Annotated in this window: 19 protein-coding genes; 15 read left to right on the top strand and 4 right to left on the bottom strand. The window is 58.7% G+C overall.

Features of this window, described 5'->3' with window-relative positions; translation table 11 throughout:
- The first annotated feature begins 25 nt into the window (after nt 1–25).
- On the top strand, nt 26–1,105 hold the full coding sequence (locus AAE484_RS00095; protein ID WP_341936270.1) for a S1C family serine protease: 1,080 nt from the start codon (nt 26–28) through the stop codon (nt 1,103–1,105).
- Between the two features lie 29 nt (nt 1,106–1,134).
- On the opposite strand, the gene sfsA is transcribed toward AAE484_RS00095, so the two are convergent.
- Complete coding sequence (gene sfsA, locus AAE484_RS00090) at nt 1,135–1,887, bottom strand: DNA/RNA nuclease SfsA (protein ID WP_341936269.1); 753 nt, start codon at nt 1,885–1,887, stop codon at nt 1,135–1,137.
- Nucleotides 1,888–2,194: 307 nt separating this feature from the next.
- Here sfsA and dksA point away from each other — a divergent pair, with 307 nt between their 5' ends.
- The 10 genes from dksA (at nt 2,195) to pelA (ending at nt 14,064) form a co-directional block, all read left to right on the top strand.
- Nucleotides 2,195–2,638, top strand: coding sequence for an RNA polymerase-binding protein DksA (gene dksA, locus AAE484_RS00085; protein WP_341936268.1), 444 nt, complete (start codon nt 2,195–2,197; stop codon nt 2,636–2,638).
- Nucleotides 2,639–2,682: 44 nt separating this feature from the next.
- Nucleotides 2,683–3,762 carry a tRNA glutamyl-Q(34) synthetase GluQRS gene (gene gluQRS / locus AAE484_RS00080; RefSeq protein WP_341936267.1) on the top strand — a complete coding sequence of 360 codons (1,080 nt, stop codon included), beginning with the start codon at nt 2,683–2,685 and terminating at the stop codon, nt 3,760–3,762.
- The gene (locus AAE484_RS00075; protein ID WP_341936266.1) at nt 3,759–3,938 is read left to right on the top strand and encodes a hypothetical protein; all 180 of its coding nucleotides are present in this window, start codon (nt 3,759–3,761) and stop codon (nt 3,936–3,938) included. The genes gluQRS and AAE484_RS00075 overlap by 4 nt, the downstream gene beginning before the upstream one ends.
- A complete protein-coding gene (locus AAE484_RS00070) occupies nt 3,928–6,897 on the top strand; it encodes an ATP-binding protein (protein WP_341936265.1) in 2,970 nt (989 codons plus the stop codon). Before AAE484_RS00075 ends, AAE484_RS00070 begins: the two co-directional genes overlap by 11 nt.
- Nucleotides 6,898–6,982: 85 nt before the next feature.
- Entirely contained in the window at nt 6,983–8,380 is a 1,398-nt protein-coding gene (locus AAE484_RS00065) for a sigma-54-dependent transcriptional regulator (RefSeq protein ID WP_341936264.1), read from the top strand.
- A gap of 1,000 nt (nt 8,381–9,380) precedes the next feature.
- On the top strand, nt 9,381–10,721 hold the full coding sequence (pcnB, locus tag AAE484_RS00060; protein WP_341936263.1) for a polynucleotide adenylyltransferase PcnB: 1,341 nt from the start codon (nt 9,381–9,383) through the stop codon (nt 10,719–10,721).
- 3 nt (nt 10,722–10,724) lie between these two features.
- The gene (folK, locus tag AAE484_RS00055) at nt 10,725–11,228 is read left to right on the top strand and encodes a 2-amino-4-hydroxy-6-hydroxymethyldihydropteridine diphosphokinase (protein WP_341936262.1); all 504 of its coding nucleotides are present in this window, start codon (nt 10,725–10,727) and stop codon (nt 11,226–11,228) included.
- A 28-nt stretch (nt 11,229–11,256) separates the two neighbouring features.
- Nucleotides 11,257–11,931, top strand: coding sequence for a deoxynucleoside kinase (locus AAE484_RS00050; protein WP_341936637.1), 675 nt, complete (start codon nt 11,257–11,259; stop codon nt 11,929–11,931).
- Between the two features lie 34 nt (nt 11,932–11,965).
- Nucleotides 11,966–12,790, top strand: a complete 825-nt coding sequence (panB, locus tag AAE484_RS00045; RefSeq protein WP_341936261.1) for a 3-methyl-2-oxobutanoate hydroxymethyltransferase — start codon at nt 11,966–11,968, stop codon at nt 12,788–12,790.
- A gap of 65 nt (nt 12,791–12,855) precedes the next feature.
- The gene (gene pelA, locus AAE484_RS00040) at nt 12,856–14,064 is read left to right on the top strand and encodes a pectate lyase (RefSeq protein ID WP_341936260.1); all 1,209 of its coding nucleotides are present in this window, start codon (nt 12,856–12,858) and stop codon (nt 14,062–14,064) included.
- An 18-nt stretch (nt 14,065–14,082) separates the two neighbouring features.
- Here the strand turns inward: pelA and AAE484_RS00035 are convergent, their stop codons facing one another.
- On the bottom strand, nt 14,083–15,060 hold the full coding sequence (locus AAE484_RS00035; RefSeq protein ID WP_341936259.1) for a Gfo/Idh/MocA family protein: 978 nt from the start codon (nt 15,058–15,060) through the stop codon (nt 14,083–14,085).
- Nucleotides 15,061–15,738: 678 nt separating this feature from the next.
- On the opposite strand from AAE484_RS00035, the gene AAE484_RS00030 reads away from it, so the two are divergent.
- Nucleotides 15,739–16,122, top strand: a complete 384-nt coding sequence (locus tag AAE484_RS00030) for a hypothetical protein (RefSeq protein WP_341936258.1) — start codon at nt 15,739–15,741, stop codon at nt 16,120–16,122.
- A gap of 11 nt (nt 16,123–16,133) precedes the next feature.
- Entirely contained in the window at nt 16,134–17,186 is a 1,053-nt protein-coding gene (locus AAE484_RS00025) for a competence protein CoiA (protein WP_341936257.1), read from the top strand.
- A 196-nt stretch (nt 17,187–17,382) separates the two neighbouring features.
- Here AAE484_RS00025 and AAE484_RS00020 read toward each other — a convergent pair whose 3' ends face one another.
- Nucleotides 17,383–18,042, bottom strand: a complete 660-nt coding sequence (locus tag AAE484_RS00020; RefSeq protein ID WP_341936256.1) for a DUF2726 domain-containing protein — start codon at nt 18,040–18,042, stop codon at nt 17,383–17,385.
- 22 nt (nt 18,043–18,064) lie between these two features.
- Complete coding sequence (locus AAE484_RS00015) at nt 18,065–18,343, bottom strand: XRE family transcriptional regulator (protein WP_341936255.1); 279 nt, start codon at nt 18,341–18,343, stop codon at nt 18,065–18,067.
- Nucleotides 18,344–18,509: 166 nt separating this feature from the next.
- Between AAE484_RS00015 and AAE484_RS00010 the strand changes: the two genes are divergently transcribed.
- Both AAE484_RS00010 and AAE484_RS00005 read left to right on the top strand, forming a co-directional pair.
- On the top strand, nt 18,510–18,719 hold the full coding sequence (locus AAE484_RS00010) for a DNA-binding protein (RefSeq protein WP_341936254.1): 210 nt from the start codon (nt 18,510–18,512) through the stop codon (nt 18,717–18,719).
- A gap of 3 nt (nt 18,720–18,722) precedes the next feature.
- The coding region (locus AAE484_RS00005; RefSeq protein ID WP_341936253.1) for a hypothetical protein at nt 18,723–19,114 on the top strand (392 nt) is incomplete at its 3' end.

The raw sequence follows: 19,114 nt of genomic DNA, 5'->3' as shown, positions 1-19,114 counted from the left end.
GAACACGCCAGTGAAAGGAGGCCCCATGCATCCGAGCACCGGCTCGACCGTCACACGATGGCGCGCGACCCTCGCCTGGGTCGCGTTACTCCTGCTCGCACACTCATCCAGTGCCCTCGGCGCCGACTTTGCCACCGACGATGAGCGCAACACCATGGAGGTGTTCGAGTACGCGAGCCCGAGTGTGGTTTACGTCACCAATCAGCAACTGGTGCGCGACCCGCGCTCGTTCGACCTGCTGACGGTACCGCGCGGTGCGGGGACGGGGTTTTTCTGGGACGAACGGGGTTACATTGTCACCAACTTTCACGTCATCGAAAACGCCCGCAAGTTGATGATCACACTGCAGGACCAGAGCATCTGGCCCGCCGAGGTCGTGGGCCTGGCCCCGGAAAAAGATCTGGCGGTTCTCAAGATCGAAGCGCCCGACAAAAAACTCGAGCCCCTGCGCCGGGGCGACTCCAGCAAGCTGTCGGTCGGACACAAAGTGTTGGCCATCGGCAACCCCTTCGGCCTGGACGCCACCCTGACCACCGGCGTGGTCAGCGCCCTGGGGCGGGAGATCGAGGCACCCAACCAGCGCAAGATCCGCAACGTGATCCAGACCGATGCAGCCATCAACCCCGGCAACTCCGGTGGCCCGCTACTCAATTCGCAGGGGCAGCTGATCGGCGTCAACACCATGATTTACAGCCCCAGCGGCGCCAATGCCGGCATCGGCTTTGCCATTCCCGTCAACACGGTAAAGGACATCGTGCCGCAGCTGATCGAGCACGGCCGCATCGTGCGCCCGGTGCTGGGCATTGATATTGCTCCGGACCAGTGGGCACAACGGGCCGGAGTGAAAGGCGTGCCGGTGTTGCGCGTCGCGCCGCACTCCCCGGCGGACAAGATCGGGCTCAGGGGCGCGCAGCGCAACCGCTGGGGTGCCGTAGTTCTGGGCGATATCATCACCGGGATCGACGACCGGCCGGTACGCAATTACGACGAGCTGATGACCGCGCTGGAGCAGCACGAACCGGGCGACGAGGTGGAGCTGGTGTTTGTTCGCAGGGGCGAGAGCCGGCGCCGGACCCTGATCCTGGCCGCACCCGTTGACCGGTAGCACCGCTTTTTAAAGCCCGTCCGGACGGGTCAGTCCAGCCGCACCGGGACCGGGTGGGTCAGGCGGATACTGGCCCGCTCGGGTTCAATCTCGGCGCGGTAGGCCAACAGTTCGACACCCGCCTCGGCGGCCCGCCGCAGGGTGGCACCGTAGACCGGGTCGATGGCATCGGCCGGCGCCACCCACTCGACGCCCGAGTGCTGCACACAGAATACCAGCACGGCGCGATCACCTGCTGCTACCCGCTCCATCAACTCCCGCAGATGCTTGCTGCCCCGCTGACTGACGGCATCGGGAAACAACCCCTGCCCCGGCGCCTCCATCAGGGTGACACTTTTGACCTCCACGTAACATCGGTCATCACCATCCTCCAGCAGAAAATCGACACGCGAGCGTTCCTGCCCGTAACGCACTTCGCGCCGGCACACCGGGTAACCCTGCAACTCGGCGATCACACCGCTGTGAATCGCCTCCTCCACCAGGGCGTTGGCCCGACCGGTGTTCACTCCGGCCAGATGGCCGCCGGGAACCGTCGCCACTTCCCAGGTATGCGGGTATTTGCGTTTGGGATTATCCGAGGCGGAATACCAGCAGGGCGACTCGGGCAGAACGCAGTTCCTCATCGAGCCGGTATTGGGGCAGTGAATGGTGATTACCGAGCCGTCATCCCGCTGGACATCCGCCAGAAACCGCTTGTAGCGGCGAATCAGGGTCCCGCGCTGCCACGAGGGAACCACGCCGTCATCGGTCACACCTCCAGCTATGGAGTCATAATTTCTCATAGTATGCACCAATCAAAAACTTTGCCCTATTCTCACAGCAAAACCCGCCCTGCTCAATCTTCCGACACTGAGCGTTAATTGAGCAAAAAGTACTAGCGGAGCCATTTGATATCTGGTAGCTTGCCATCCCTTCAAAACCAATGCCCAGAGCAGGACCTGAGGCCCATTGGATCATTGAAGCGGCACCCGGCTCGGGCCGGATGCCACGGCAAGTCAACACGGGCAAGCCACCCTGAGTCCCGCCTCCGCAAACAGGCGACCACCGGGTGGGCCAGTCAAATTAGGAAGTCACACGAGGCGCTAAATCATGCCGAAAAGTTCATCTACCGCGGAAAGCTATTCAATAAGCAACTTCACCCCCTACAAGGAAAAGAAGGGCGAGGAGTATATGAACGAAAAACAATTGGAGCACTTCCGCCAGCTGTTGCTCGCCTGGCGTCGGGAGCTGATGGAAGAGGTGGATCGCACCATGAGCCACCTGAAGGACGAAGCCGCCAACTTCCCGGATCCCGCCGACCGCGCCAGCCAGGAAGAAGAGTTCAGCCTGGAACTGCGCACTCGCGACCGGGAGCGCAAGCTGATCAAGAAGATCGACAGCACTCTTGAGCTGATCGAGAACGATGACTACGGCTTCTGCCACGCCTGCGGCGTGGAAATCGGTATTCGTCGTCTGGAGGCCCGCCCCACTGCCACGCTGTGTGTGGACTGCAAGACCCTGGACGAAATCAAGGAAAAACAGGTAGGAGGCTGACGCCGTCCGGGGGCCGCGCAGGCGCCCCCGGGTATACTCGCTTTATGAGTACACCAGCAAACCGCCACCACGCTACCCCCTCGTCGCTGCCCATCGGCGAGCACCGCCCCTATATTGGTCGTTTCGCCCCCTCACCCTCTGGTCCCCTGCACTTCGGTTCCCTGGTCAGTGCTCTGGCAAGCTATGCTCACGCGCGCCAGGCCGGGGGGCTCTGGCATCTGCGTATGGAAAACCTCGACCCGCCCCGGGAAGAACCGGGCGCCGATGAGGCCATACTGCGCGCCCTGGAGCAGCACGGCCTGACCTGGGATGGCCCCGTTCTGTACCAGAGTGACCGGCTGGAAGCCTACGCCGAGGTGCTGGAGCGGCTCCACGCGGAACGGCTGGTTTACCCCTGTACCTGCACCCGAAAGGATATCCGTGCCATGGGCGGTGTGTACGATGGTCGCTGCCGGGAGCGCCAGCCCGACACGGTGCAACCCCACGCCTGGCGCTTGAAAGTGTATGACGCTGCCAGCGTCAACTCACGGGGCGCGACCGTAAACCTGGAGGACGAGGTCCGGTTTCACGACCTGATCCAGGGGCCTCAGCGCCAGAATGTCCGCCGGGAGGCGGGTGATCCGATCATCAAGCGCAAAGATGGCCTCTTTGCCTATCAGTTGGCGGTCATCGTCGATGACATCCACCAGCAGATCACCCACGTCATCCGCGGTGGCGATCTGCTGGAACTCACCGCCGGCCAGATCAACGCCTTTCGCATTCTGGGGGGCGAAGCGCCCGCCTTTGGCCATGTGCCCGTCGCCCTCAACGCCGAGGGCCAGAAATTGAGCAAGCAGCACCATGCACCGGCGCTGGATCCGGCCCGGGCGGGCTCCAACCTCTGGCAGGCTCTGGTATTCTTGCGGCAATCACCCCCACCGGAGCTGCGCTCAGCGCCGGTGCGCGAGATACTGGACTGGGCTCTGGAGCACTGGGACACCGGCGCCGTCAACGGCCCCGACCGGGAAGCGCCGGCGGCCGAGTACAGGAAAGCGCCTGCGGCCGATTATCGGGACAAAGACCGCGCCGCTTCGGCGGAAAAGTCCCAACCCGTCGACCAACAGGAGCAGAGGAACCCCTCATGAACAACCAGCGTCTGGTGATTCTGCTGCTGCTGATCGCCTACATTTTCTCCCCGACCCTGTTCACCTGGATCATCAACCCCGAGGGCGCCTGGTTTCGCCCCTACATAATCTGGGTGCTGGTCATCGTCATCGCCTACGTGGTGCAAATTCGCAAGAAGAAACCCCATGACCTTTGAGTTATTCCATGTTGCATTGATCTGCGTCGGCTACCTGCTGGTGCTCTTCGGCATCGCCTGGGTCACCGAGCGCGGCTGGATACCCGAGGCCATCACCCGCCACCCGGTGACCTACATTCTGTCGCTGGGCATCTTTGCCAGCGCCTGGGCGTTTTACGGGGTGATCGATCTGGCCTTCCAGTTCGGCTATGGCGCCCTCGCCTACTATCTGGGCACCGGCGCGCTGTTCCTGTTTGCGCCGGTTGCGCTGGCCCCCCTGGCCGAGCTGGCCCACCGCCATCAGGTCCACTCCCTGGCCGACCTGCTGGTGTTCCGCTATCACAGCCACGGTGTCGGGGCCCTGACAACCCTGTGCATGCTCCTGGGGATTCTGCCCCTGATCGCCCTGCAGATACAGGCGATTGCCGACACCATGTACATCCTCACGGTGAGTCGCAATCCGAGCCTGCCGGCGGTGGGCACCGGTTTTACCTTCAAGGACCTGATGGCCCTGGGCTACTGTCTGCTGCTGGCGGTCTTCACCATTCTGTTTGGCTCCAACCGCGACCAGCACCGGGGCCTGTTCACCGCCATGGCGTTCGAGTCCCTGATCAAGGTCTTCGCCCTCTGTGCCATTGGCCTGCTGGCCGTCTATGGCGTGTTCGACGGTTTCAGCGGCCTGGACGAATGGCTGCAGCAGAACCCGGAAAACCTGGCGCTGTTGCACGCCCCGGTTCAGGATGGCGCGGCCCATACCCTGTTGCTGGTCTTCGTCGCCACGGCCATCACCATGCCGCACATCTTTCACATGGGCGTGACCGAAAACCTGCTGATGCGCAACACCCACACGGTCACCTGGGCATTTCCGCTGTTTCTGCTGCTCATGGCCCTGCCCATCTTCCCCATTCTCTGGGCGGGCTTTGAGCTGTCGGTACCGCTGCCGGCCCAGTACTTCACCCTGGGCGTTCCCATCCTGGCCGAGTCGCCCGGGCTGACCGTGCTGGCCTTTATCGGCGGCCTCTCGGCCGCCACCGGCGCCATCGTGGTCATCACCCTGTCGCTGGTGACCATGGTCATGAACCACTGGATCCTGCCGGCCCTGAGCCTGCGCACCCGCGACGACCTCTACCGGCAACTGCTATGGTTGCGCCGGGTGCTGATCGCCACCATTTTCTTCAGCGGCTACTTTTTCTATTGGCTGCTGGACAACCGCCAGAGCCTGACCCACCTGGCCCTGCTGACCTTTATCGAGACCCTGCAGTTTCTGCCGGGCATGTTCGCCATTGTCTTCTGGCCCCGCGGTAACCGGCGCGGCCTGATCATGGGCCTGAGTGTGGGCACCCTGATCTGGGCCGTGGGCCTGCTGATTCCGGTCATTGTCGGAATTTCCGGGCTGCCCATACCCGGCGCCGAGTACACCCTGCCCCTGGGGATGGGCCACTGGAGCGCGGTCACCCTGCTCTCGCTCGGGGCGAACACCGCCATCTTTGTGGGCCTCTCGCTGCTGACCCGGCAGACCGAAGAAGAGCAGTACAGCGCCGAGCTGTGCGCCGCCGATGAGCTGAGCCAGCCGGTGCGCCAGGCGCTGGACGTGCACAGCGCCTCCGAGTTCAAGCCCCGCCTGGCCCGCTCGCTGGGCAAGGTCACGGCCAGCCGCGAAGTGGATGTGGCCCTGAGTGAGCTCGGGCTGAGAATCACCGAGCGGCGCCCCTACGCCCTGCGCCGCCTGCGCGACCAGATCGAAGCCAACCTGTCCGGGCTGATGGGCATTCACGTGGCGGGCGAGATCATGGACCGGCACCTGCCCTACAAGCTGGCCGAGCGGCGGGACACGCTGGACATCAACCTGATCGAAAACCGGCTCTCCCAGTATCGCGACCATCTGACCGGCATGGCCGCCGAGCTCAACAACCTGCGCCTGTACCACCGTAAAACCCTCGAGGAGCTGCCCATGGCGGTCTGCTCGCTGGGCCGGGACGGTGAGATTCTGATGTGGAACCGGGCCATGGAGCTGCTCACCCAGATTGCCAGCGATGATGTCACCGGCTCGCGCCTGGACGACCTGGAAGAGCCCTGGCGCGCCCTGCTGATCGACTTCAGTGAAAACAGCGAACCGCACTACTACCGCCAGGAAATCGAGCTGGACGGGCGGCCGCACTGGATCAGCCTGCACAAAGCCAATATCGAGGGGAGCGTGCAGACCGGTGAATACGATCAGGTCATTCTGCTGGAGGATGTGACCGAGACCCAACTGCTGGAGCAGGAGCTGATCCACAGCGAACGTCTCGCCTCGGTGGGCCGGCTCGCGGCGGGCGTGGCGCACGAGATCGGCAACCCCATCACGGGCATTTCCAGCCTGGCCCAGAACCTGCGCTACGACTCGGACGACCCCGAACTGCTGGAGACGGCGGAACAGATCCTGAGCCAGACCGACCGGGTCACCCGCATCGTCCAGTCTCTGGTGAGCTTCTCACACAGCGGCCAGAACAAGAAAAGCGAATTCGAAGCCGTGGACCTGCGCGCCTGCGCCAATGAGGCCATCCAGCTGTTGTCGCTACAGAAAGACAAAAACGAGGTGGAATATTGCAACAACATCGCCAAAAATGCGATTATCGCGGGCGATAGTCAGCACCTGATTCAGGTCTTCATCAACCTGCTGTCCAACGCCCGCGACGCCAGCCCACCCGGCGGCCGTGTTACTCTGGACAGCAGCGAAGACGAGTACAGCATCATCTTTACGGTGACGGATCAGGGCAGCGGCATTCCGGCCGACAAAATGGACCAGATCCTGGAGCCTTTCTTTACCACCAAGGATCCTGGCGAAGGCACCGGCCTGGGGCTAGCCATGGTCTACAGCATTATTGAGGATCACGGCGGCAAACTGGATGTCAAAAGCCCTGTGGACCCCGTGCGCCAAACGGGTGCACAATTTACCATCAAGCTGCCGCGGCACATTGATTCCATGCAACCGGCCTACTGAGGCCGGCCCTGACGGGGTATGCTGGTTTGCCCAAGGGTGAAGAGTATACTTTCTGCCCCACGTGACCCTAGGCGATGTGAGCACTATGAGCAAAATACTGATCGTTGAAGACGAGCCTATCATCCGTACCGCGTTGCGCCGCCTGCTCGAGCGCAACAAGTACGAGGTCAACGAGGCACCCTCGGTCAAGGAGGCCACCGGCAAGTTCGAGTTGGCCAATTTTGACCTGATCATCAGCGATTTGCGCCTGCCGGGCGCCCCCGGGACCGACCTGATCAGCAAAGCGGGCAATGTGCCAGTGCTGATCATGACCAGCTACGCCAGTCTGCGCTCGGCGGTGGACTCCATGCGCATGGGGGCGGTCGACTATATCGCCAAGCCCTTCGATCACGAGGAAATGGTATCGGCGGTCAAACGGGTGATCGGCAAGGCCAACGCCGCCAACCAGAACAAGCACAGCTCGGCCACCGCCAGCCACGCCATTGCCGGCATGATCGGCAGCAGCGATGTGATGCAGGATCTGTACAACCGGATTCACAAAGTGGCGCCCACCAAGGCCACCGTGCTCATCCACGGTGAGACCGGTACCGGTAAAGAGCTGGTGGCGCGCGCCCTTCACGAGGAGAGCCCGCGCCGCGACAAGACCATCATCTCGGTCAACTGCGCCGCCATTCCCGACACCCTGATCGAATCCGAACTCTTCGGTCACGAAAAAGGCGCCTTTACCGGCGCCGCCAGCACGCGTGAAGGCCTGGTGGCCGCCGCCGACGGCGGCACCCTGTTTCTGGATGAGATCGGGGAGCTGCCCCTGGAGGCCCAGGCCCGCCTGCTGCGTGTATTGCAGGAGGGCGAGGTCCGGCCCATCGGCTCGGTGGAGTCGCGCAAGGTGAATGTCCGCCTGGTGGCCGCCACGCACCGGGACCTGCGCAAACTGGCGCGGGAGGGCAACTTCCGTGAGGATCTGTACTTCCGGATCAATGTGGTCCAATTGGAGCTGCCACCGCTGCGCGAGCGCGGGCGCGACATCATCACCCTGGCCGAGTCGCTGTTGCAGCGCTACTGCCAGGAGATGGAAAAGCCCGACCTCAAACTCTCGCCCGAAGCGATACAGGCCGTTACCACCTATACCTGGCCCGGCAACGTGCGCGAGCTGGAAAACGCCATCCAGCGCGCGGTGATTCTGTGCGAAGACTCGGCCGAAATCAGCCATGAGCTGCTGGACATCGACCTGGATCTGGTGCGCTTTGATGAGGACGAGGAAGACCCGGCCGCAGCACCCGAGCGCCTCAAGCCCCGCCGCTCGCCCCAGGACCCGGCCGAAGACCTGTCACTGGAAGACTATTTCCAGCGCTTTGTGCTTGAGCATCAAGACACCATGAGCGAGACCGAGCTGGCCCGCAAACTCGGGGTGAGCCGAAAATGCCTCTGGGAGCGCCGACAGCGTTTTGGTATCCCGCGCAACAAAAGTGCCGCCATCAAGTAGCCCAGGGTGTCGCAGCAAACTAGTGCCCCACCATCGCCCCGGTTTCCCGGGGCGATGCTCACACCGCCCCAAAAACCGCTCTGATCTCCCTCTGCTCGGCCTTCCCGGCTGCCACCGGAGCGTGCCCGTACCGCCCGTTTACGCCCCGCCATGGAGCGCCCGGAGGCAGGCACCAAGCCCCGTGAGGGCCGTCTCTGCATCAAAAAAGCGGGAAAAGTAACACCCAATTTCGGATTTTTACGCCACAAAGAGGTTTTGAGCGTCACTTCTGTTACCGGCTGTGACCCTTCCGGTCGGCTGTTACCCCGACGGAAACTGTTACCCGGCACAGATTTCGTAACAAACCGGTTAAAGATTTGTAACCATTCGAAATAACGAAACTTAATAAGAGATCATACAATTGAACTAAGTTGTTGATTTTATTGTATTTTCAAATCCTGGCACAGGAAATGCTCTCTATACGGGCACATAACAACAACAGACAATAAAAAAAGTTCCTGACTAATAACAACAACAGACAATAAGAAAAGCAGAACACCATAATTACAACAATAGACAATAAGAAACGAGCAAGTTCAAAAATAACAACAACAAACAATAAAAAGAGCAACAATAATAAAAACGAAACAACAATAAGAAAAAGCGAAAGCCATAGAGCTTTACGCAAATAAGAAAATAACGATAAAAGACAACAACAAGCGGAAAGACTGACTAAACACTGGAGCGGGATTGCAAGAACGCACCTTTAATACGAGGGCACGGAAGCGCCGCTTTGCCAACACTGGATCAAAGGCACCCCAATCCCACGGGAAAGCTCAGGCTTTCCCGTTTTGCTATCTGAAGAACACCCGGCCCAGGCCCGGCACGTTTCCCCCGTGCGCGGCCCGTGCTAAACTGCCCGCCGCTTAGCCAGCATCGAACCCCACAACAAACCGTCTGGCGGCGCAAACTGGCTGACTCAGCCGCTTTCACCGAATTCACTGACCGTAAACCGTTGCCCATGCTGAAAAGGCTCATTAACAAGCTGTTGCCGCGCTCTCAACCCAGGGACCCGCTCAAGATCATCCCCCGCGACGAGCACAATGTCTCCCGCCGTGACATCAGTCCGGCCGCTCTGCGCATCATGAAACGCCTGGAAGATGCCGGCCATCAGGGCTTTCTGGTCGGGGGCGGCGTACGCGACCTGCTCCTGGGCGGCCACCCCAAGGACTTCGACGTGGCCACCGATGCCCGGCCCGAGCAGATCCGGCGCCTGTTTCGCGGCTCGCGCATTATCGGCCGCCGCTTCCAGATTGTGCACGTGCGCATGGGCCGGGAGATCATTGAGGTCACCACCTTCCGCGGCCACCACCAGCAGTCGGGCAATGACGATGGCATGCTCCTGCGCGACAACGTCTACGGCTCCCTGGAGACCGATGCGGCCCGCCGGGACTTCACCGTCAATGCGCTCTACTACACCCTGAACGACTTCGCCATTCACGATTACACCGGCGGCCTGAGAGACCTGGAAAAGCGCACCCTGCGGATGATCGGCGACCCCGAAACCCGCTACAAGGAAGACCCGGTGCGGATGCTGCGGGCGGTGCGCTTTGCCGCCAAGCTCGGGTTCAGCGTGGAGCCGGCCACTGCCGCGCCCATTTTCAAGCTCGGCGCCCTGCTGGAAAACGTCCCCCCGGCCCGTCTGTTCGAGGAAGTGCTCAAGCTGTTCATGAACGGCTCGGCCACTGCCACCTTCAACCTTATGCGCGAGTACCATCTGCTCGGACACCTGTTTCCCGCCACCGAGGCGGCTCTGCAGGCGGGCGACGAGCAGGGGCTGGCGCTGATCGAACAGACCATGGCCAACACCGATAAGCGGGTGCGCGCCGACAAACCCGTGACCCCGGCGTTCATTTACGCCGCCCTGCTCTGGCCGCCCATGCGCGCCCGGGCCGATGCCCTGATCGAGGATATGCCGCCCCAGCCGGCCTATCAGCAGGCCGCCACCGAGGTTATCGGCCAGCAATTGGGGCACACCGCTCTGCCCAAGCGCTTCCTGATTCCCATGCGGGAGATGTGGGACATGCAGCATCGGCTGGTTCAGCGGCGTCAGCCCCAGCGGCTGCTCGAGCAGTCGCGTTTCCGCGCCGCCTACGACTTCCTGCTGCTGCGCGAAGCCTCGGGCGAGAAACTCGACGGGGCCGGCAACTGGTGGACCCGCTTCCAGGAAGTGGACGAGCAGGAACAGCAGAAGATGATCGCCGAAACCCGCGGCAAGAACCCCAAAGCCAAGGGACGCCGGCGTCGCCCCCGGAAAAAAACCAACCCTGACCAGGCGCCCTCCCCCAGCGGGCAGGAGTAAGCCGTGGTCCGCGCCTATATTGGCCTCGGCAGCAACCTGGACGACCCGCGCCAGCAGGTCGAGCGGGCGCTCGATGAGCTGGCGGAGCTGCCAGAGAGCCATCTGAGCGGCCGTTCGCGCCTCTACCGCAGCGATCCGGTGGGCCCACCCCAACCCGACTACATCAACGCCGTGGCCCAGTTGGACACCGAACTGGAGCCCCTGGCGCTGCTGGATGCCCTCCAGGCGCTGGAGCAGCAGCATCAGCGTGTCCGGCGCGAGCACTGGGGCCCCCGTACCCTGGATCTCGACCTGCTGCTCTACGCCGATCGGCAGATTCAGCACCCGCGCCTGACAGTGCCGCACCCGGAGCTGGAAAGGCGCAACTTTGTGCTCTACCCTTTAGCGGACATCAGCCCCGAGCTGACACTTCCCTCGGGCACCCCTCTTGCGTCATTATTGGAGGCCTGTTCGCCCCGGGGGCTGGAGCCGCTATCACCCGCTGAGCCACCACCCTCTGAATTTTAAACCTGGGAGTATCGAGTCCGTGGAAGCCATGTACGACGAGCGACAAGTGGACTACAACAAAGCCGATCTGCCCCGCTATATCGCGGTCGAGGGCCCCATCGGGGTCGGTAAAACCACCCTGGCCAAAAATCTCGCCCAGCTGTTCAACTACGATGTGATTCTGGAGCAGCCCGAGGAAAACCCGTTCCTCGAGCGCTTCTACCGGGACCCGAAAACCGCCGCCCTGCCCACCCAGCTGTTTTTCCTGTTCCAGCGCTCCAACCAACTGCAGGAACTGCGTCAGTCCGACCTGTTCGAGCCGGTGCGCGTCGCCGACTTTCTGATGGAAAAAGACCAGCTCTTTGCCCAGGTCACCCTGGATGACGACGAGCTCGCCATCTACCGACAGGTGTACGACAAGCTCACCATCGATGCGCCGGTACCGGATCTGGTCATCTACCTTCAGGCGCCCTCCAAGGTGCTCACCGAGCGCATCCGCCAGCGCGGCATCGCCAGTGAGCAGGGCATCAGCGCCGACTATATCGAGGCCCTGAATGAGGCCTATACCCAGTTTTTCCACTATTACGACAGCTCACCCCTGTTGATCGTGAACGCCCAGGACCTGGACCTGGCCAACAACCGCGAGCATTTCCACCAATTGGTGGAGACGGTGCTCACCATCAAGAGTGGCCGGCACTACTACAACCCGACGCCGGCCCTTTGACCTGACATAACGACCTGCCATAGCGAGAAACGTCATGCCCTACGGATCCGATGTCGATAACGCTCTGAACAAACCCGTCACCATCAAAACCCTGCAGAAGATGAAAACCAACGGGGAAAAATTTGTGGTGGTCGCGCTCTATGACGCCCCCATGGCCGGGATGGCGCAAAAGTGCGGCGTGGAGGCGGTGCTGGTGGGCGACTCACTGGGAATGACCGTGCTGGGTTACGAGAGCACCATCCCGGTGACCATGGAACAGATGATCTATCATGTGGAAGCCGTGGCCCGGGGCAATCGCAAGTCCCTGATCATCGGCGATCTGCCGTTCATGACCTACGCCACCTCCACCGACGCGCTGAAAAACGCCACCCGCCTGATGCAGGCCGGCGCCCAGATGATCAAAATCGAGGGCGGCCAGTGGCTCGCGGGCACCGTGGGTATGCTCGCCGAGCGGGGCATTCCCGTCTGCGCCCACCTGGGGCTGACGCCCCAGTCGGTGAACAAGTTTGGCGGCTTTCGGGTCCAGGGGCGCGAGCCCGAGCAGGCCGAGCAGATTGCCGCCGATGCCCACCTGCTGGCCGAAGCCGGGGCGGACCTTCTGGTTCTGGAGTGCGTGCCCTCGGCACTGGCTGAGCGCATTACGCGGGAAGTGCCCATCCCCGTGATCGGCATCGGCGCCGGGCGCGATACCGACGCTCAGGTCCTGGTGATCAACGATATTCTGGGGCTGACCGAACACCCTCCCAAATTTTCCAAGAACTTTCTCACCGAAGCCGGGGATATCCCCGGCGCCATGAAGAAATATGTGGCCGATGTGAAAGCCGGGGTATTCCCTGACGAGGATCATATATTCCTGTAAGCTTTCTCTCACAGACAGGGCGACCATAAGCCCTGCGACAACGATCAGAAGAAGTGAGAGTATTTATGCAATCAATCAACCGCCAATGGCTGTTGGTGGCCGGCTGTGTCCTGACGCTGGCCGCCTGCCAAAGCCACTCCCCACAGAACACCCCGCACGAATTCCGGGACTCCATCGAGACCAGTGCCGACGAGTGGCAGGACTACCAGGCGCGCTCCCAGCACTGGCGCGCCCTCGACCGGGATTTCATCCGCGCCGAAGTGGCCGCCGAGGGCCTGGATGAGCCCAAAAAGCCGCGCAAGGCCCACCGCTTCGGTTTTGACCCGAATCAACCCACTGAGTGGTATGCCACCGAAGAGGGGCAGCGGGTCGCCGAAATCATTCTCTCGTTTCAAACGCCCTCCGGCGGCTGGTCCAAGCGCACGGACATGGGCCACAAGCCGCGCCAGACCGGGCAGGCCTTCAGCGTTGAGTCCAACTATATTCCGACGTTTGACAACAGTGCGACCACCACCCAGATCACCGCGCTCGCCCGTGCCCACGCCGCCACCGACGACCACCGGTATCTGGAGGGCTATATACGTGGAGTGGAGCTGATCCTCGAAGCCCAGTACCCCAATGGCGGCTGGCCTCAGACCTACCCGCTACGCGGGGGTTACCACGATTACATCACCTACAATGATGAGGTGATGGAGAACAATCTGACCATCCTGCACCGGCTGGGCAACGGCATGGCCCCGTTCGAGTCGGCACCCCCGGCCCTGCGCCGCCAGGCGCTCGACAGCCTGGAGCGCGGGCTGGATCTGGTGGTCGCCTCCCAGGTAACCGTGGACGACACCCCCACTCTGTGGGGCGGACAACACGACCCCAAGACACTGGAGCCGCGCAAAGCCCGCGCCTATGAGATGGTCGCCCTGGCCACCTCGGAGAGCGTGTCACTGCTGGACTTCATGATGGATCTGGAGCAGCCGTCAAAGGCCATCCAGCACTCGATTCACTCGGCCATGGCCTGGTATGAGGCCAACAAAATTCTGGGTTACGCCTGGGATACCGAGGCGCGGGAAATTGTGCCCGACGAGGACGCGCCGCCGCTGTGGTCCCGCTTTGCCGAAATCGGCACCAGCCGGCCCCTGTTCGGGGATCGGGATCACTCGGTGCACTACGATATCGAAGACATTTCCATGGAACGCCGGGAAGGCTACGGCTGGTACACCACCGATCCGAACCGGGTGCTGGAGAAGTACGAGCGCTGGCGCCAGCGCTTTCCCCGATAGCGGTCCCTTCGCGAGGCCCTACACCCGCTCGCGGTAAATCTGCAGAATCAGCTCGGTGGTCAGCCGGGCGGACGCGGCCCCCGCCAGGGGCTCGCGCCCCTCGCGCACGGCGGCTTCAAAATCCTCGATGATGGCCTGATGGGCCGAGGTGTCCGTCACCGACGCGCTTGTGGCCCCATCGTGGGCATACTGAAAATCCTGCCGCCCCGGGTTCGCCAGGCCCTCAATATCCCAGAAGCTGATGCTGTCGTCCGTCAGGGTGAAACTGCCCCGGTCCGTGTGCACTTCCAGGCGGGCGGAGAAGCCGGGCCGTGTGGCAGTGGAGGCCACCACCGTGCCGATCATGCCGTTACCATGACGCATCAATGCCGCCCCGTGATCCTCCGCTTCAATCTGGTGGGCAAAGGTTCCCAGCATGGACACCACCTGCTCGGGCAACCCGAAAAACCAGGCGTAGAGATCCAGATTGTGGCAGGCCTGCTGCATGAAGGGCCCACCCCCATCGAGCGCCATCCCGCCCCGGTAATCGCCACTGTCGTAGTAGCCCTGGTCGCGATAGAACTTGGCCGACAGATCGGCGGCAAACACCCGGCCCAGTTGCCCGTCATCCAGCAGCGCCTTGACCACCCGGTTATCGGGGCTGGTGCGACGCTGAAAACAGACGCCGAGCGTCACCCCGGCAGCGCGACAGGCCTCAGTCATTTTGTCCATGGCCACCACGGCGATATCCAGCGGTTTCTCGGTCAGGACATGCTTGCCCAGCTCGGCCGCCTCAATGGCTCCTTGATGATGCAGACCGTTGGGGGTTGCCAGAATCACCGCATCAAAAGGCCGATCCACCGAGGCCAGATCGGGCCAGCAGGGCAAGTCGGGAGCGGCGGGCAAGGCCCGCCCGCGGCGCGAGACACAGCCGACCAGCTCACTGCCCGACCGCTCGTCCAGGGCCGCGACATAGGTATTGCTGATATTGCCCGTACCCACCAGAACATAGCGCATGACTTACCCCCTGCCACGAAAATCAAGACGTTCAGAATCCGCCCGGCCGGAAGAGACAGGGAAGACTTCAGCGATAAAAGCAGAAAAGGGGCCAAAACGCAAAAGCCCCCGGCTTTCGCGAAGAAAACCGGGGGCTTCGGGGAATAGTGGTCGGAACGGTAGGATTTGAACCCGATTTAGTAACTGCTCAATATACACCTTAATGGCACTATTCTTTTAAAATCAATGAGTTGCAGCTTTCTAAAACCTCATTTATGCTCACAGCTACTCAGTTTTTGGGGCTAATTTAGGACAACGAAACAGCATCAATTTAAATCGGCTGCCCCCTTTTGAAGCGAGGATTCAAATCATTTTGGTAATGCCGCCATTTACTCGAAAGTTTGTACTATTGCTTTAGAATCAATAAGTTATTGTTATTTCCGGTCACGATAAACCGCAAAATTCCAATTTAAGATCAACACAATATTGACATCCAAGCTTGCAAGGTCTTGCTTCTCGCCTAGAATAAGTGTGTATGAAGATTTTTATAGGTTCCGACTATGGATTTTTCATAATCAATAGAATTTATGGAGCAGACGAATAGCGTAATTTACTGCTAACCATCTCAACAGGAGCGTGCCCTACTACTAATGGGCCTCATGCGCGATACTGTGTCCTGTCAACTTTTCAGGTCGTTTAATGAATAGTCTAACTGATGAAGAAATAGAAGCTGCGAAATCGAGCACTGATTATAATCTTGACGCTCAGCTTCATGAGCATAATGACTGTATCCGCATTGCTTATGAGTGGCTTGATGCTCAAAAGAAAATAAAGACCATCCCCAAGTTTGGGGTTACGTCGAAACATTTAATTGAGAGCTGGGCTGGACGATATATATCCCAGTCCGACGTTTCAGTTGCCGCCGAGCTACACCCAGAGGTCTTTGGCAAATATCCTCGCTTCAATATAAGCAAAATGCTCGTAGAGCCATCAACATCTCGTCTAGAAGATATTGCCGAATCGTTTAAGCATAGCAACTACCGAGAGACACATAGACCGAAAAGATACAAATCTCAAGAATAAGGAGAAAATAATTGCCTCTCAGTGCAACATTAAACGGAAAGCGAATCTTTTCATTCAAATACAACGAGGAATCTTGGGAGAGCCTAAAGAGTCAGTCGGTAATAATGAATTGCTGTGATAATCGTGCTGTACTTAAAAAAAGTAAACTCGGAACATTATTTTTTGCACACTATAGGAAAGGGCATTGTGACAGCCGCCCAGAATCACCTGAGCACATTTACCTGAAAAACCTTGTATCTACAATTGCTTTAAAGAATGGCTGGGAGGTATCGTCAGAGCATGATGGAGAGACTCCTGACGGAGAGAAATGGACTGCAGATGTTTTCTGTACAAATGGAACCTCTAAGATCGCCTTTGAGATTCAGTGGTCCAGCCAAACAAGAGATGAATTCTTCAGGCGACAAAACAAGTATAAGTCTTCTGGCGTTCGGGCTGCTTGGATAGTTAAGCTTAGAAGCAATATGCATTATTATATCGGAGACATTCCCTACCAGTTCGATACCCCTGTATTCGGTATAAAATATCGATCTAAGACTGAAGGAATGACTAGTCTGTATGTCCCCCAGTTCGACAAACCGGTAGAAGAGTTTGTAAGCGGGATGCTGCAAGGCAGTCTGGCTTGGACCCCGAAGCCTGGCGACCTTCTGAAAGCAAACATAATCCCCCACTACGAGAATTGCTGGAAGTGCAAAAGAGAAACTGGGGTTGTATTGGGGGTTTCATTTGTTGGTCATGAAGGCTTCGAGGTAGATTTTAAGAAGTTTTCAGAAGACGACGTTCCAGAGATTATTATGAACAACGTTGGGGCCAAAGAGTTATATCAAAACAAAATTGGCGCAATCAAAAAGCGGTACAGCGGAACAGTTGGGAGAACCTATATATCGAACGGCTGCTTCTACTGTGATGCTCTTATGGGGAACTTTTATTTGTTCCGCTCTCTCACTGAGTACATGGGTGACCTTCCGAAATCTATATATACCATCAATTACATCAATGGTCATACCGGTCCACTTATAAAAGGAGGTTGGTATTTCGACGGCCGGGAATCCGCTCACTATTTTTGACTGACGAGATTAAATTTTTCACGAACAAACCCTTCTGTATAGAAGGGTTGCAATATGCGCTTAGATAGCAGAGATAATTTTGAAGCTGCACTTCGTCTCATGCCCCCTCTTCTTCCAGAGATTGGCGATCTCTACAGCGATTAACCGACCTTCCCTTGAGGCTCTAAATGCCTCTTCGCTTCCATTTTCATTGGACTTACTTGCCCAGATCAGTCGGTAACTTTTTGCTTTTACTGGTGAAATATTGCGCTATCACCTCATTGCTCGGCATCTTGTTAGGTTCCCACCTTAGTATTGTCAGTCCTGCTGATCTTAAAGCTTTGTTCTTTTTTGCGTCGGCCTCCATCCTTTTGGGGTCTCTGTGGGTACAGTCATCGATTTCTATAGCTGCCAGGGCCTTTAACTCCTTGTTCAATATTACGAAATCAATGCTCATCCTATTGATTCTGTTGAACCACTTGTAAAAGTCATGCCCCTTTTTTACTTCGATAATCTGGGAAAGTTGCACCTGTGCCATGATCTCGAATTCTGGTAGTGCACTTTGAAGTTGCCTGTATATCCTTTTCTCTGTTCGCGTCATCACTTCCTTTGCAATGAACGGCCAAAGTTCGTCAGGCTCGTACGTGAACTGGTTTCGGCGATCTGTTTTAGTACCTTTTTTTGGTTTCAGGTTGTTAGGTTCTTCTCTCGACGGCACTATTCTGAGAGCACCTTTTCGCTTAATCTTATTTTTTCTAACCCCGTTAGTTTTACCGGCTATCAGCTTTAGTGCTACGGCTGCCACAACTGCTACAACGGCAACATATATCACCCATTTCAGAACGCCAAACATTGGCGCTAGTATCCCTTCCACCATCTCCGTGTAACCTCCTGTGCGATTATCCGGCCTTTCCCTGAGTTCCTAAGCTCTTTCGAGCCTCCTTTGTCATCGGGCTTATCTGCCCTACTTCCGGTATTTCCTCACCGAAAACAATCCAGTGTTTATATTCCGGAAATGCGTTTCCGGTTTTAACAATCTCTTCAGGCTTAATCACACCTCGATTATTCATCAAGTTGTGCCACCTCGTGTAAGTCATTTCTGTTTTGGCGGCAAGCTCTTCCCTGGTTAGGTCTTCGTGCTTGCATATAACTTTCATGCGTTCAATTAGCTCGTCCATATGACCAACTTGTATAGAATTATACATGTAATATATTGCATGAACAAAACTACAATGTTTTAATTTACATGTAATTTATTACATAGAGACATTGTTTCTCCATTGCCGCCCAAATGGGAGCAATGAGAGGTAAAGACAAACAAAGTTGAATACTGAGTGAAACCGCATGGACTTTCAAGAACTTGAATCAGAAACCTTAAATCACGCGCCCCCGGTCCTCCCCTGGGTCAAGTTCGCCGAATGGATCGGTTTAGGCGATGAACCCAAAGTCGTCAGAGGCTGGGTCGATCGGGGCTACGTGCCCACCCTCCGCATTGGCAAACGCCTGATGATCAACGTCGAGCTATTCCGCCACCAACTGCTGGAGGGGGAATAAGCCATGGACACCCTCACCAGCCGCATCTACGCCCTGCTCTCGGAAATCGTTGGCACCGCCCTGATTCTGGGCCTCTCCGGCGAGGTCCACACCACCGTGCACTATGACACCCGCGCCGGCTTCCTGAGCCTCAACGTCTACCCCGTCGGTGCCGACCCGGACGAGCACCGCAACCGCGTCACCGTCCTGGTCACCGAGGACGACGACACCCGACACAAGCTCCAAACCCTGGACGCCTACTTAAGAAACGTCATTCGCTACGGCTACATGCCGTTCTGCGGCTTTCCGCCCCTGGCCACCCTGCGCCCGTCTCATTCATCCAGAAATGGCTTGGAGACGTCGAGCCCCGCGAGACAAGGGCGCGTGAGCGCGAACCTGTGGGCAACCGGCGAACG

It is taken from the genome of Marinimicrobium sp. C2-29 (assembly GCF_038419845.1).
GTDB lineage: Bacteria > Pseudomonadota > Gammaproteobacteria > Pseudomonadales > Cellvibrionaceae > Marinimicrobium.
Note: the sequence above shows the minus strand (reverse complement) of the source record. Positions and strands in the feature narration are given on the sequence as shown.